The 14,564-nt window shown below is 40.6% G+C and carries 15 protein-coding genes; 5 read left to right on the plus strand and 10 right to left on the minus strand.

The window, feature by feature from the left end; all coding sequences use genetic code 11:
* Positions 1–279: 279 nt before the first annotated feature.
* The 3 genes from HWQ37_RS19775 to HWQ37_RS19785 all read right to left on the minus strand — a co-directional run bounded on the left by HWQ37_RS19775 (position 280) and on the right by HWQ37_RS19785 (position 3,892).
* Positions 280–1,086, minus strand: a complete 807-nt coding sequence (locus HWQ37_RS19775) for a PhzF family phenazine biosynthesis protein (protein ID WP_292749953.1) — start codon at positions 1,084–1,086, stop codon at positions 280–282.
* 187 nt (positions 1,087–1,273) lie between these two features.
* On the minus strand, positions 1,274–3,115 hold the full coding sequence (locus HWQ37_RS19780; protein WP_292749955.1) for an ArnT family glycosyltransferase: 1,842 nt from the start codon (positions 3,113–3,115) through the stop codon (positions 1,274–1,276).
* 150 nt (positions 3,116–3,265) lie between these two features.
* On the minus strand, positions 3,266–3,892 hold the full coding sequence (locus tag HWQ37_RS19785; protein WP_292749958.1) for a hypothetical protein: 627 nt from the start codon (positions 3,890–3,892) through the stop codon (positions 3,266–3,268).
* Positions 3,893–4,569: 677 nt separating this feature from the next.
* On the opposite strand from HWQ37_RS19785, the gene HWQ37_RS19790 reads away from it, so the two are divergent.
* From HWQ37_RS19790 to HWQ37_RS19800, 3 genes are all read left to right on the plus strand, one after another.
* Positions 4,570–5,760, plus strand: a complete 1,191-nt coding sequence (locus tag HWQ37_RS19790) for an RNA-guided endonuclease InsQ/TnpB family protein (RefSeq protein ID WP_292749962.1) — start codon at positions 4,570–4,572, stop codon at positions 5,758–5,760.
* Between the two features lie 91 nt (positions 5,761–5,851).
* A complete protein-coding gene (locus HWQ37_RS19795) occupies positions 5,852–6,184 on the plus strand; it encodes a DUF565 domain-containing protein (RefSeq protein WP_292749964.1) in 333 nt (110 codons plus the stop codon).
* A 21-nt stretch (positions 6,185–6,205) separates the two neighbouring features.
* Positions 6,206–7,255, plus strand: a complete 1,050-nt coding sequence (locus HWQ37_RS19800; RefSeq protein ID WP_292749966.1) for a glycerate kinase — start codon at positions 6,206–6,208, stop codon at positions 7,253–7,255.
* Between the two features lie 140 nt (positions 7,256–7,395).
* Here the strand turns inward: HWQ37_RS19800 and HWQ37_RS19805 are convergent, their stop codons facing one another.
* The 4 genes from HWQ37_RS19805 to HWQ37_RS19820 all read right to left on the minus strand — a co-directional run bounded on the left by HWQ37_RS19805 (position 7,396) and on the right by HWQ37_RS19820 (position 10,484).
* Positions 7,396–8,028 (minus strand): restriction endonuclease subunit R, encoded by a 633-nt coding sequence (locus HWQ37_RS19805; protein WP_292749968.1) that lies wholly within the window; start codon positions 8,026–8,028, stop codon positions 7,396–7,398.
* Between the two features lie 46 nt (positions 8,029–8,074).
* Positions 8,075–8,410 (minus strand): XisI protein, encoded by a 336-nt coding sequence (locus tag HWQ37_RS19810; RefSeq protein WP_292749971.1) that lies wholly within the window; start codon positions 8,408–8,410, stop codon positions 8,075–8,077.
* Positions 8,398–8,814: a XisH family protein gene (locus tag HWQ37_RS19815; protein WP_292749973.1), complete on the minus strand. Its 417-nt coding sequence runs from the start codon at positions 8,812–8,814 to the stop codon at positions 8,398–8,400. Before HWQ37_RS19815 ends, HWQ37_RS19810 begins: the two co-directional genes overlap by 13 nt.
* Positions 8,815–8,975: 161 nt before the next feature.
* Positions 8,976–10,484, minus strand: coding sequence for an ABC transporter permease subunit (locus HWQ37_RS19820; RefSeq protein WP_292749975.1), 1,509 nt, complete (start codon positions 10,482–10,484; stop codon positions 8,976–8,978).
* An 88-nt stretch (positions 10,485–10,572) separates the two neighbouring features.
* Between HWQ37_RS19820 and HWQ37_RS19825 the strand changes: the two genes are divergently transcribed.
* Positions 10,573–11,337 (plus strand): amino acid ABC transporter ATP-binding protein, encoded by a 765-nt coding sequence (locus HWQ37_RS19825; RefSeq protein WP_292749977.1) that lies wholly within the window; start codon positions 10,573–10,575, stop codon positions 11,335–11,337.
* 145 nt (positions 11,338–11,482) lie between these two features.
* Here HWQ37_RS19825 and HWQ37_RS19830 read toward each other — a convergent pair whose 3' ends face one another.
* Both HWQ37_RS19830 and lipB read right to left on the minus strand, forming a co-directional pair.
* Positions 11,483–11,683 carry a hypothetical protein gene (locus HWQ37_RS19830; protein ID WP_292749979.1) on the minus strand — a complete coding sequence of 67 codons (201 nt, stop codon included), beginning with the start codon at positions 11,681–11,683 and terminating at the stop codon, positions 11,483–11,485.
* A gap of 280 nt (positions 11,684–11,963) precedes the next feature.
* Complete coding sequence (gene lipB, locus HWQ37_RS19835; protein WP_292749982.1) at positions 11,964–12,656, minus strand: lipoyl(octanoyl) transferase LipB; 693 nt, start codon at positions 12,654–12,656, stop codon at positions 11,964–11,966.
* Positions 12,657–13,274: 618 nt separating this feature from the next.
* Between lipB and hpf the strand changes: the two genes are divergently transcribed.
* Positions 13,275–13,922 carry a ribosome hibernation-promoting factor, HPF/YfiA family gene (gene hpf / locus HWQ37_RS19840; RefSeq protein WP_292749985.1) on the plus strand — a complete coding sequence of 216 codons (648 nt, stop codon included), beginning with the start codon at positions 13,275–13,277 and terminating at the stop codon, positions 13,920–13,922.
* A gap of 124 nt (positions 13,923–14,046) precedes the next feature.
* Here hpf and HWQ37_RS19845 read toward each other — a convergent pair whose 3' ends face one another.
* Entirely contained in the window at positions 14,047–14,505 is a 459-nt protein-coding gene (locus HWQ37_RS19845; protein ID WP_292749988.1) for a peroxiredoxin, read from the minus strand.
* Positions 14,506–14,564: the final 59 nt, after the last annotated feature.

Genomic DNA, 14,564 nt, shown 5'->3' on the forward strand with positions numbered 1-14,564 from the left:
GTAAATTGGCGTTTTCGTACAGAAGACGCAAGAGTTAAGCTTTTAAAGATTTATCCAACCCATCAGAATTAATGACATACACTACTAGTAGTCTGTCCCAAAAGTTTTGAGAGGTGAATCAGTTTTAAATTTATCTTCTTTACCTCTTAACTTTGCGCTCTTTGCGTCCTTTGCGGTTCGTTTTCTTAACCCATCAGAATTAATGACATAGACTACTAGTCCTATATATTAATCCAGTAAGCTGTTGAAGGATTCTTGCTGAATGAAGAATAGAATCACTCAGCCAACACTTTGCCATAACTCACCTCGCAGCACCGTTACCGCTTGTCCCGCGAGAAAGACGCGATCGCCTCCTTCGTAATATACTTTCACCACGCCACCACGACTAGATGCTTGATAAGCCAAAAAATCATTTTTGTACAAACGAGCGCGCCAGAAGGAAGCAAGGCAACAATGGGCTGAACCAGTCACCGGATCTTCATTAATACCTACCCCTGGTGCAAAAAAGCGAGAGACAAAATCATAATCTGAATCGGGATTAGTCAAGCTAGTAACTATAACTTTGCCAAGTGGTAACGTTTTGAGTAGTTGAAAATTCGGCTGTATTTGTCGCACCAATTCTTCAGATTCTAATTCCACTAGATAACCTAATGAATTCTGTAAGACAGATTTGTAGGGTATGCCCAAAGCTTGCTTGAGTTCTGGAGGAGCGATCGCAGCTTGTGAGTGATTTACAGGAAAATCTAACTCAATCCAGTCACCTTGTAACTTAGCAGTCAGCACTCCACTTTTGGTATAAAAACGTGCAACTTCATCAGGTGATAAATGTCCCTCTGACCAAAGTACATGGGCGCTAGCTAAAGTTGCGTGACCACAAAGCGGTACTTCCACAGTCGGCGTAAACCAACGCAGATTAAAGCCATCATCCTGTCTAACTAGAAAAGCTGTTTCAGATAAATTCATTTCCTGCGCCACGCTTTGCATCCAGCGCTCATCTTTGGGAGTAGGCAAAACACAGACAGCAGCAGGATTACCGGCAAAAGGTGTATTGGTAAAAGCATCAACCTGAGTAATGATTTGTCCCATTAGAGTCACCTGGAAAATTAGACAGCAATATATTTATCAGGGCGGCGTTCGAGATTTATGCTGACAAGGTTTAAGACCCCCACCAAATCTACGATTTGGTGGTCTTCAAGACGCTCGCGGACTCGCTAACGCTGCGCTATCGAGCGTCTTGATTCTGAATTCTGAATTCTGAATTCTGCATTCTTCTTCAAGATATGTCTATTTTTTGATTTTTCATTTTCTTAAAAGGAACTCGAACCAAGTTATAAGCACCTTTGGTCGATAAATTCTTGTAATCATCTGGCTGTAAGTCCATTTGTAAAAACTTTTTCTGTTCGGCTAACAGTAGCACTGATGAGGGTTTTAGTCCTTTGGCAGCCTGTTTTTTAATATGCTCTACAGCCTCTTTGGGAAATTTTAAATAATTTACGTGAATGTGGCTGTAAAATACCACACTAGGCTTTTTGAAGCCAAGCATGATCAATTCTTCGTTTGGTTGTTTTGCTTCTAAGATGACAGCAGATAATTCCCTTAAGGGTAATTGACGTTCTCGATCGATAAAGAAGGAAGCAGGTGTTAAGACAAAAATTACAAACGCCACAAACCCGATTAAATTAATACTGATAATGTAGTTCCAGCGACGACTCAATAATAAAGCCGCAACCAAAACAGCAGAAACTAGCCAAATTATACCTGCGATTACTGGTAAACCAGATTGTTCAATTAGTTCGTGGAAGTTACTGATCGCTGGATCAGTACCTAATATGTGGGTTATGTTGAGCAGTGCTGTTGCCAAAAATGACAAAAACACTACATTCACCCAACCACTCCAAAGGAATGGGGGAGAAACAGAAGTTGTTTGCTGTGTCTCCGTATCTGGAAAAAGGTCGCTCCACAATAGGGCTACCAGGATTGCTGCTGCTGGCATTAAAGGCAATACATAACTAGGAAGTTTAGTGACAGCAATGCTGAAAAAGGCAAAGATGCTAGCAAACCAGAACCAGGCAAATAAACCAAATTGCTGAAAACGCTCAAGCGATCGCCAATGCGATCGCTGCCAAAACTTTAGTCTGACTATAGATGCTGGTAAATATATTGAGTATGGTGCAAAACCCAGCAGCACGACTAAAAAGTAAAAATACCAAGGTGCGGAGTGACCATTAACCACTTCTGTAAAGCGTTCCAGGTTGTGATAACCAAAAAAGGAGTTAATATAATTCCAGCCATTGCGCCAAATGACTAAAGCATACCAAGGAACTGACAAAGCAATAATTATCAGCATACCTACGAGAAGGTGCATTTCCCGCAACACCTCTCGCACTTTCCCCACGTAAAGCAAAAAGGCGGCAACAATTAGCCCCGGCAAAACAATTCCCACTGGCCCTTTAGTCAAAATTGCGCCAGCAATCAGTACATAAAAAGCTAAGTACCATTTATTAGGGAATGGAGCATTGGTTATTCTTTCTCCCCCTGCTCCCCCTGCGTATCCTAGAAAGAAACATAACAAAGCTGATGCCATGCATCCGGTGAGCAGCATATCAGAAACACCCGTTCTCGCCCAAATAATAGTTTCGGGATTGAGTGCCATGAGGGCTGCTGCTATAAAAGATATTAAGTAGCGGCGAGTCGGACGTGAAACTTGTTCTAGTTCGTCTTGTTTAGCCAGATACCACTGCATGGTGTAAAAAGCTAAACAAACTAAGCCGAATGCGGCGATCGCAGAAGGAAGGCGTACTGCCCATTCATTCACGCCAATTAGATGATATGCGATCGCCTGACACCAGTAAATTAAAGCAGGTTTATCGAAACGAGTGTCACCATTGAAAAATGGGGTAATCCAATCACCTGTGACGAACATCTGGCGGGAAGCTTCGGCAAAGAGCGGCTCTGTCTCATCAATCAAGCCAATGTTGCCCAAATTCCACCCAAAAGCCACCCAGCCAACTACCATCAACCACAAAGCCGACACAGTTACACTCAGGGCTGGATTTTTTGCTATTTTGTTGAACCACCGATCAACAGTGTGCTTAACACTCAATTTCATTCTCATTTAGTCAATAGTCAACAATCACTAATCAATAGTCGTTGGTTATCTATCTTTTGTTCTTCGGAGTTTTTAATTCAATAATTTTCCTTACTTAACACTTTACCAACTGTAGGGTAATGATGTAAAAATAAAGGTTTGAGCCAATGGCATGATTTATTGACTCAGCACTAGTTGCCATTCTCTGTTTTGGGAATTCCACTTAGGTAATTGAGTTTCGCCAACAACATAAGGGCCCCAGTAACGCCGGGAACCATCTTCTGCAAAAGCAACTAAAATATCTCCCTTCTCCACCTTTAAATTATTCTCAGGTAAGGATAGAACCAGTCCCTTCTCACTACCTTCTTCGGGAGCAAAATCCCAATGCGCCGGTACATCATAGTGAGTCTGTTTTTTACTAGCTCCTTTTGCTACCGACTGCCGTGCCAGTATAACCAGGCGCACAGGCTGATTTGTTTGATTGCTCATTCGCAAAGTCCCTTGATCTTTGGCAATGCTTGCTGATTTATCACGATTTGCCAAAACAGGATAAGTATTCTCTTTACTGCTATGTTCTACTTGATTGCTTGGGGTAGGTACTGGAGTCGATAGACTAGCAGAAATACCTTTTTCAGGTACAACCGAAGTTGTTTGCCACTCTTGAGTTTCTGTTGGCTGTTGTGATGATGTATCTGGGTTTGTGGACTCCAAGGATACGCTCACTCCAAGGCATCCCACTAGAGCAACAAGCAGTCCCAAGCAAGAAGCTGTAATACCGACGTTACGATACACTGAAGATTTCATATTGATAGTTATTAGAAATAAATATTTTGTATAGGCTTGACCAAATAGTAGCCTATTATCCCAAAATACAATCACACAAAATAGCCAAATATAGACTTTCCTAAAATTAGAAATACGAATGTATTATAAATATCATTTTGATTAGAAAACATTTGCAGGAAAAAATCTCTTTGATGTTTGACAAATCAGGGGTACAGACATCCATTACTTCGGATTTTGACCGTAAGTATGGATAAAAACAAGATAATTTGATACTTGCCCAGGCAATTCACTTGTATAAAAAAACAAAAGTTTCCTGAAATCGCTAGCGGAGTCTACAGGTATCCTTTACTAAACATCAGATAAATCTAAGTGGTATATTTTATATTTTGCGATGAAAAGCTACCTGAAAAGAATGTTTGGAAAGTACTTGGTGATATCGCAAGTGCTTAAAGATCCTCCTTCCTAAATCTACGCAAGTCCTTCTCTTGTTGAGAGACGCTACGGGTAGCTTACCAGAAAATAGCGGGAGCTTGAAAGCCCCCAAGGAACAGGTACGCAGTACCGACTTCCGTTCTTTAGATGGGGGATGAAAAGCGACACGGGCAAATTTAAATGCCTTTGAAGATTGCATAGAGTATTTTAACTAACTCAATATCTTATACCAAACATGGTAGTATAAGAAGGGAGGTAAAATCATGCTTGTATTTGAGTTCAAAGCTTATGGAAAGTCAGCGCAGTTAGCGGCAATAGATGATGCAATTCGGACTGCAAAGTTTGTTCGCAATAGCTGTATTCGGCTATGGATGGATGTAAAAGGCACAGGTAAAAATGATTTGCAGAAATATTGTGCTGTACTTGCAGCTAACTTTCCCTTTGCTAATGAACTTAACTCAATGGCTAGACAAGCCAGCGCAGAACGGGCATGGTCTTCTATCTCTCGGTTTTATGACAACTGCAAGAAGGGCATTCCAGGCTTAAAAGGATATCCTCAATTCCAGAAAGATTGTCGCTCTGTTGAGTACAAAACATCAGGATGGAAGCTTGCAGATAATCGTAAATCTATAACTTTCAGTGATAAAAAAGGTATTGGTCGTTTAAAGCTCAAAGGTACTCGTGACTTGCACTTCTACCAAATAAACCAGATTAAACGGGTGAGATTGGTAAAACGTGCGGATGGTGTGTATGTTCAGTTCTGCATTGACGTAGACCGTTCTGAGGATATAGAACCTACTGGTAAAACGATAGGGTTAGACGTTGGATTGAAAGAATACTACACCGATTCTGATGGGATAATGGTTGAAAATCCTAAGTTTCTTCGTATTGGTGAGAAAGTTCTCAAGCGTTCACAACGTCGCATTTCCAGAAGGGTAAAAGGTTCAAAAAACAGAGGCAAGGCTAGACAGATTTTAGGGAAACGCCACCTCAAAATAAGTAGGCAACGTAAAGACCAAGCTGTGAAATTAGCACGGTGCGTAGTTCAGTCTAACGACTTGATCGCCTATGAAGATTTGAGGATTAAAAATATGGTAAAAAATCATTGTTTAGCCAAGTCCATTAATGACGCATCTTGGTATCAGTTTCGTGTCTGGATTGAGTACTTTGCAAAAGTATTTTTAAGAGTCACGGTTGCGGTTAACCCGCAATATACGAGTCAAGAATGCTCTAGTTGTGGTGTCATTGTTAAGAAAACACTATCCACTCGAACCCATGTTTGTAAATGTGGTTGCGTGATGGATAGGGATGAAAACGCAGCTAGAATCATCCTTAGTCGGGGATTGGGTACGGTAGGGCATACCGGAACCTTTGCACTTGATGCAAGCAACGCTTGGGGAGATGAGACCTCTACTCAATCTGGAGTAATCCTGATTGAGCAAGTCATGTCTTAGATTCAAGAATCCCCGTGTCTTTAGACCGGGGAGTGTCAACTTAATATAGATATATTTCAAGATATCTTGACTTTTCCCAGAAGTCCCTTTGATGCAAAATACTCGTCTGAATAACTTGTTCGATGCCATTGCTGCACGCTTTGGGCAATGGTTTTTAAATCCTTGGCGGCGGCTATCGTTGCTGATAATTAGTTTTTTGTTCGGTTTTTTTCTGGGAAACGCAGTTTCCACTACAGCCGGTCAACGGGCAGAATTAGATATTGTGGCAGCTGGTTTTTTAGTACTCTTGACGGAAATTACCAGCCGGATATTTTATAGTCGCAGGTTTTTGGATAGGCGATCGCTCTTGGTAGACTCACTAAATCTCCTCAAAGTTGGTTTCATCTACAGCCTGTTTCTCGAAGCCTTTAAGTTGGGATCGTAAAAAGGGGCAGAGGCAGAATTTATGAATTCATGGCTGGGTGTTTTGGCAAGCAATGGAATGGGGAAAACTTGGCAGCAGCAAGCAAGAGAAGCAGCGCTGGCAGATGAGTTAAGGGCAAAAGCTTTTGACATTACGCCGGAAAATGTTGATGAAATGCTCGAAAGGCGATCGCATTTACTAAAATCCGTCTTCCCAGCTTTTAGCCAATTCTGCCTAACTAATCTCCAAATCCAACCCCAAGAAATGTTACAAGTGTTGTGGGACTTGTGGTTGCCTTTGGGGATCAAACTAGCATCGCAGCGCCAACAGTCGGAACGTCCCCTGATTCAAGGAATTTTGGGAGGACAAGGTACTGGTAAAACCACAATGTCTAAAGTTCTGATTTTGATTCTCGATCATTTGGGATATCGGACTGTGAGTTTATCTTTAGATGACTTATATAAAACTTACAGCGATCGCTTGGTTTTAACACAGCAAGATCCCCGCTTGATTTGGCGAGGGCCACCAGGAACCCACGATATAGACTTAGGCTTAAATGTACTAGAGCAAATTCGCCAGTTGCAAAGCCCGGTGATGCTTCCTCGCTTTGATAAATCAGCTTGTGGAGGTGCTGGCGATCGCACTACTTCCGAAATGGTAACGGATGTAGATATTCTACTATTTGAAGGTTGGTTTGTGGGTGTGCGACCAATCGACCCAAATTTATTTGATACAGCACCGCCGCCAATTGTCACAGATGAAGATAGAGCATTTGCCCGCGATATTAATCTTCGCCTCCACGATTATCTACCATTGTGGGAGCGATTAGACAGCTTAATTTTGCTTTATCCCAGCGATTACCGTTGTTCTTTAGAGTGGCGCAAACAAGCGGAACAACAGATGATTGCTGCGGGTAAATCGGGGATGAGCAATGCAGAGATAGAGCAATTTGTCAATTATTTTTGGCGATCGCTGCACCCGGAATTATTCATCAAGCCGTTGGTAAAAGATGCGACAGTGGTTGATATGGTAATTGAGATTTATAGCGATCGTAGTTTTGGTGAAGTGTATTGCGATCGGGCTAATTCGTAATTGTTTTAAAAGTATTGGGCGAATAGAATTCGCTACTACACAAACCAAGTCCACCTCCGTGGACTAAGAAAAAATCAAGGTTTTTAACCCACGGAGGTGGGTAAAGTCTAGTGTAGCCGTGACTTCTAGTCGCCAGGGATTTACTGACAAATTGCTTTTAAAACTTGTAGCAAATGAATTGAACGCTCTCTTTCCATTAAATTTAATTCTGGTAACAGATAATAAATCGGGGGATTTCCTTGTTCGATATAGACAAACTGATAACTTCTACCATTAGTCGTTAATCCCCAAACTGATTTTTGATTATCTAAATTTTTATAAGAGTATGTGAGTAGCTGAGGTAAACCTGTTGATATATCAATCTGACTATTTTTAGATTCAATTAACAATACCCAAAAATATCCTTGAGGTTTTGTATGTTTAGCCTTACTAATCGCTAAAATATCAAATCTTCCTTTAATTTTGATATCTTCATCTTCAACTTCAATATCAGCAATATTTTCCTCCAAAATAATCTCGATCGGATAGCGATAAAAACCAGCTAATCTTAGTAAAGGCGCAACTGCAAGAAACTTTACCAGACCTTTAGAAACTTTGCCTATTGTTAGGTATCTATCAAAGTCATGCTGAATTTGTTTGAGTTCCTGCTGTTCTACTTCAGTGAGAGGTTCCAGAGATAAGTAGTTAGAAAATGAGTCATTGTACTGTCTTTGAAAGCCAAACAGACGCTGAACTTCTTCTAAGGATAAATTACGAGCGTTGAGAATTGTCATATATTTTTCCTTGATTAAAACGAAAAAATTATCAGTCAATCAAATTTTAACCCACAGCAAAATCTGTAAACTGTCTTTTATAAGGCGAGTGAAATCCTAAGACAATATCTTGTTTGAGAACACCTAAAGCAACTAATTCATCACCAATATTAGCTTCCGTTCCATTATGCTGAATCCAAATTTTTTCATTCTTAATATCTAAATGTAATACACAACCATATACACGCCGCTTATTTTGCCAACCCACATATACTAATTGATAGTGGTCATGTTCGGTATCAAAGATAGTTTGTGCTTCCACTTGACTATCTGATTTTTCATACTGACTATATGCTGTTAATAATTGCTTAATGTATTTTCTATATTCATCTAAGTTAGCCATTTGACAATCACCTCATTTTCGATGTCATAAATTAGCAAATATAATTTATTTTGTTGAATTATCATCTGAGGGAATGGCAGCTTAAAAAAAGCTTCGTAGGTATCTGAAGGAACCGCTAAATATAAAATGCGTCCTAGTTGTTCTTGGGAAAGTGCAAAGCGATAGTTAATAAATTGTCCAAGTGCGGTATGAAATTCAGAAATAGTTGATTGTCCAAGAAAACTCTTAACCTCTACAGCTATTTTTTGCCCTTCTCTCTCAGCTGCAATAATCTTTTCTGCTCCTAAATCAATATATAATTCAACCAAACCCCACTCTATACGTAAAGGATCATCTGTAATAGTCCAGCCATCTTTTTGTAAGCCTAATTTTACGACATCGTGAAATTTATCTTTTGCTGACATAACATAGTTGATTAGCTTTGTAGAGCATTCCATCTATATATTATCCACCTTCTCAAGGTGTGGAACTTAATATGCAAAATTAATTAACCAAGTAACGCACCCGCTTCATCTCATCTGTTCAGGTGCGTTAATTTGCGGCATAACCCATTTACATAAAATTATTAAGTATCGTATTTCCTTTGTCCTTTAACTGGATTCATCCACACTTCTAAGCGACTAAACACCTGTGAAGAAATTAACGTCAAACATAAATAAACCACCGATACACCTGCGTAAATCTCAAAGGCGCGATAGTTGTCAGCAATAATTAACTGTCCTTTACGTACTAATTCTTCAAAACCAATCACAGAGACTAAGCTAGTATCTTTTAACAAACTGATAAACTCATTACCCAAAGGTGGAATCATCCGCCGGAAAGCTTGGGGAAAAATTACATACCTCATAGTTTGCAGAGAACTCAAACCTAATGATTTTGCTGCTTCTGCTTGTCCTGGTTCAATTGATTGAATTCCAGCACGAACAACTTCGGCAATGTATGCAGCACTATTCAAACTTAAGGCAATTACCCCAGCACTTAGACGATCAAAAGAAAATGTCAAACCAAGTTCTTGTAAAATTGCTGGTAAACCAAAGTAAATCATAAAAATTTGCACCAGCAAAGGCGTTCCTCGAAAAAAATCTACATACGCCCTCGCCAACCAACGCACAGGTGCAATATGAGAAAGGCGAACAATACCAATTAAGGAACCGCCAATTAAACCAAACATTACAGAAAGTATCGTCAATTGCAACGTTACCAATGCACCCTGCAATAGACTTGGAAAAGCCTGTAAAAACACCCGAATTGAAGTTAATATTTTAGGTGCGCCAGCGTTAGTTTGATTCTCAAATGGTGATTTAGCTGGTAGTGATGGCGGTTGAACTTTAAACCATTTCTGGTAAATTTTGGCATAAGTGCCATTTTTCAACACTCTATCCAAACCATTATTTATTAATGCCAAATTCGGCGATTTTTTGGCTGTAGCAATGCCGTAAAATTCCTCTGTCAGCAGTTGCTGTACTATTTTAATTCCCTTGAGATTGCCTGTATTAATGGCATATAAAGTCACAGGCGCATCATTAATTACCGCATCCACATTACCGTTGAGCAATTCTTGCAAAGCTAAAGGTGCTGAATCAAAACTGCGAATTTGCACCCCAGGAACACTCTTAGCCTTTGCAGCCCCAGTTGTACCAAGTTGTACAGCAATTTTTTTATTTTTGAGACTGTCAAAACCAGTAATATTTTGATTATCTGCGCGAATTGCGATCGCTAATCCAGCCTTAAAATAGGGACGGGAAAAAGAAATCGTCTTCGCCCTTTCCTCTGTAATCGTGATCGAACTAATCGCCGCATCTACCGTTTTGGCTTGCAAAGCGGGGATAATGCCATCAAAAGGCAGACTTTGAAAATTCACTTTAAAGTTAGCAGAAGAAGCGACCGCATTCATCAAATCAATAGAAAACCCCTGCAACTCGCCACCTTTTCCTTGAAACTCAAAAGGTGGAAACGCCGGTTCGGTAGCAACCCGCAGAGTTTTACCCGCGCTAGGGTTCACAGCACAGCCAGCCAGTAACAAACAGCAAAAACCCACAGCCAGACACCAACGCCCAAAACCAAATTTAACCATATTATTTTCTCTTCCCCTCTGCGCTCTCTGCGCCTCTGCGGTTCGTCAAAAACCTTACAATCAACTTTAGAGCAGCTTGACACAAGAAATGAACAATACCATCCCTGCGATTATCTTTGACAATATCGAAAAAAACTTTGGTTCCCTAAAAGTTCTCAAAGGAATCACCGGCGAAATCAACCGAGGAGAAGTCGTTGCAGTTATCGGTTCCTCCGGCTGTGGTAAAAGTACCCTACTACGCTGCTTCAACCGCCTAGAAACCATTGACAAAGGGCGTTTAATCATCAACGGTATCAACTTATCTCGACCCACTGTCAACTATAGCCAACTGCGGCAACTACGAACACAAGTAGGTATGGTTTTTCAACAATTCAACTTGTTTCCCCATCTGTGCGTCTTAGAAAATATGACACTCGCACCGCGTAAAGTCTTAGGTAAAACACCGAAAGAAAGCGCCCAACTAGCAGAGTTATATCTCGAAAAAGTTGGCTTATCTGACAAAGCCTCTGCTTATCCCGAACAACTTTCTGGTGGACAAAAGCAACGAGTAGCGATCGCGCGTAGTTTGTGTATGAATCCCCAAATCATGCTATTTGACGAACCCACCAGCGCCCTAGATCCCGAACTCGTCGGCGAAGTTCTGCAAGTAATGCAGCAATTAGCCACAGAAGGCATGACAATGGTAGTTGTCACCCATGAAATGCAGTTTGCAAAAGAAGTAGCCCATCAAGTGATATTTTTAGACCAAGGTATTGTCACAGAACAAGGCGCAGCCTACGAAGTACTGACTAATCCCCAAAGCGATCGCCTACGTATGTTTCTAAGTCGCCTTAAAATAATTCGTAATTCGTAATGACGCGACGCTCGAATACTCGCTACCGCTACGCTATCGAAGACTCGCTACCGCTACGCTAACGTAATTCGTAATTAAAGGCTTCTTTTAAACTCAGCACTCCTAACTCCTAACTCCTAACTCAGCACTCAGCACTCAGCACTCTTTAAAGATATTCGCGCAAGAAATCAAAGGGATCGTCCTCCCAACAAGGTTCAGGTATTAGCCAAAATAAACTACTGTGGATATCAGCTTCAATTTCATCACCGTCATCTCTATCAAATAGTTCTATCAAAGCTGTCCAATCACGTTCTCTGAGAGATATTAACGATGGGGCATATACCTGGAGATTGTTTGAGTAATTCACGCGCAAAGTTGTGCTTGACAGCCGTAAAAAGTTAGTATAGAAATTTGTAAATAATCAGAGTTTAGCTTTGATAACCGCAGTTACACTAATTCAAAATACAAAATGCAAAATTAAAAATGTCTGATTTAATCTGGCTTTCTAGGTTTGTATCTGTCACATTATTTTTTAAAATGGGTATTAAATAATTATTTTTATACTATTAAATATGGACTACTCTCATAAGTGTCTCACAATTTATATAGGACTGCTATAGTATTTATTACATAATTACAAGCTGAATTTACTCAGACCGGAAAAATTCTTGGGGCTGAGATTCTACTAATTCCACGCCAAAGACTTCTGCAAAAGATTGTGCTATATAAAAACGCACTTCTTGGCAGGTGATACCTGGAATCCATTGGGCTAAACTGCCTACAGGTTTGTCAGAAATACCGCAGGGTACAATGCGCTCAAAGCCTGTCATCTCTGGACAAACATTTAACGCAAAGCCATGCATAGTAATCCAACGGCTGACTTTAATCCCAATAGCCGCAACTTTTCGCCCTTGCAACCAAACGCCAGTAAAAGCCGGAATTCTTTCTCCTTCCAATCCATAAACTGCCAATACGCGAATTATTACTTCTTCGAGTTGCCGTAAATACCAATGGAGGTCTTTACGATAACGTTGCAGATTTAAAATTGGATAGCCCACCAGTTGTCCGGGACAATGGTAAGTAACCTCGCCGCCTCGTTCAACTCGATGCACATCATACTCACCTTTGTCAATATCAAATTTGAGAAAATCTAAGTTGCTTCCTTGTCCCAGAGTATAGACAGGTGGATGTTCTAGCAAAATTAACACGTCATCTAGACTGGGATCATGAATGCGCTCAGTTAGAAGCGATCGCTGCCATCGATGAGCTTCCAAGTAAGGCATTAATCCTTGATTATAAAACAAACAAAGGTTTTTATGTGGATATCTACTATGGATCATGCCAAAAATCAACCGTATAAAGAACTAAATATATTTCAAGTTACAGAATTAGAATCAAAAATTGTCAAGTTTTGCAAAGGATTTTAAAGGAAAGTCAAGGGAACCTGCATTAGAAAATACAAAGTGCTAGTTTGAATATTAACCTCAATAGGTTTTAGGAGGAATTCTCTGTAATAAGCATCATGCCAAGACGATAAGAACGAATGGATTGGCTGATGACTCTTATAACATTGCTTGCATTTCAAACAGAATCAAACTTCCACAAAGCCTTGTATTCTTAAACAACAGCAAGCAAACCTCAATCGAACACAGAAGGAGCAACTATCAACAGTTCTGTAGGCGTTCTTTTAAAGGAAAAGGTAGTCGTAGGAGCTACAATTAGATTCCCTTACTCAAGAGTTCTAAGTGGATATCCAATTGGATACCAGCGCAGAGATGAGGAGGTCAATCAAGGTTATACTTGACAACAACTCAGATGCAGCAAGCTGAGAGACAGCTTACCAGCAGTAGATACAATATAGTTCACAATTTGTTTTGGCGGAAGTAATAAAACTTACCGCAACTTCTTTTCATACAAAGCAAATTCACACATCCAAATATTCAGTGGGAGAGTATTACATGAAGCTTGTCATCCACGGCAAAAATATTGAAATCACCGATGCGATTCGTGAGTATGTACATCAAAAGATTGAAAAAGCAGTTAGTCACTTTCAGAGCATTACAAATGAAGTGGATGTGCATCTTAGCGTCGCCCGGAATCCCCGAATTAATACTAGACAAGCGGCTGAAGTAACTATTTATGCTAATGGTAGCATTATTCGTGCCGAGGAAAGCAGCGAAAGCCTGTATGCCAGCATTGACTTAGTTGCAGATAAAATTGCCCGTCAACTGCGGAAATACAAAGAACGTCGTCAAGATCAGAAAACTCATACTCTACCAACAGAAACAGTTGTTGAAGAGTTGGTAGTCACAGATTTAATTGGCGATCGCACCCCCGAATTGCCCAACGAAGTCGTCCGCACCAAGTATTTTTCCATGCCGCCAATGACCCTTGCAGAAGCCCTGGAACAACTGCAACTAGTGGGACACGACTTTTATATGTTCCACAATTCTGAAACTGGAGAGATTAATGTAATTTACGAACGTAACCACGGCGGTTATGGTGTAATCCATCCCCGCAATGGTAACGGACACACTAACGGCAAGAATGGCAAGGCAAGCCACGCTAATATTGTCATGCCGGAAAAGTCGCATTCGAGTAAATAGGGACTGGGGATGAAGGGAGATGAGGGAGACAAGGGAGACAAGGGAGACAAGGAGATAAACAAAAGTCCTAACTCCTAACTCCTAACTCAGCACTCAGCACTCCTAACGCCCAATGACCATTCCCTCATTTCGCAAGCTGTTGCAAAGTTTTCAACGCTTCCTCGACGTGACCTTTAAAATTAAACATTGAATCAAACACGTATTGCACAACTCCCTGTTGGTCAATAACGTAAGTAACGCGACCAGGGAACAAGCCAAAGGCTGCTGTTGCGCCATATAGCTTACGCACTTGGTCGCTTTTGTCAGTTAACAAAGTAAAAGGTAGATTGTATTTCGCAGCAAATCGCTGGTGAGATTCGCTTGAGTCAGCACTTACGCCAACAACTTCAGCACCAGCAGTTTTAAACACTTCATATTGATCGCGAAAGGCGCAGGATTCAGCAGTACATCCAGGCGTGTCATCTTTGGGATAAAAATATAGGATAACAGCCTTTTTGCCGCGAAAATCTTGGAGGCTAACTGTCGATCCGTTTTGAGCAGGTAGAGTGAAATTAGGAGCTGTATCTCCAACTTTGATTGGCATAACAAGTAGTGGTAAAGACTTAACAAAATTTTACCTTATATTTAAGTCTAGCTAATTGC

This window comes from Nostoc sp. NMS4 (assembly GCF_017115095.1).
In the GTDB taxonomy this organism is placed as follows: domain Bacteria; phylum Cyanobacteriota; class Cyanobacteriia; order Cyanobacteriales; family Nostocaceae; genus Nostoc.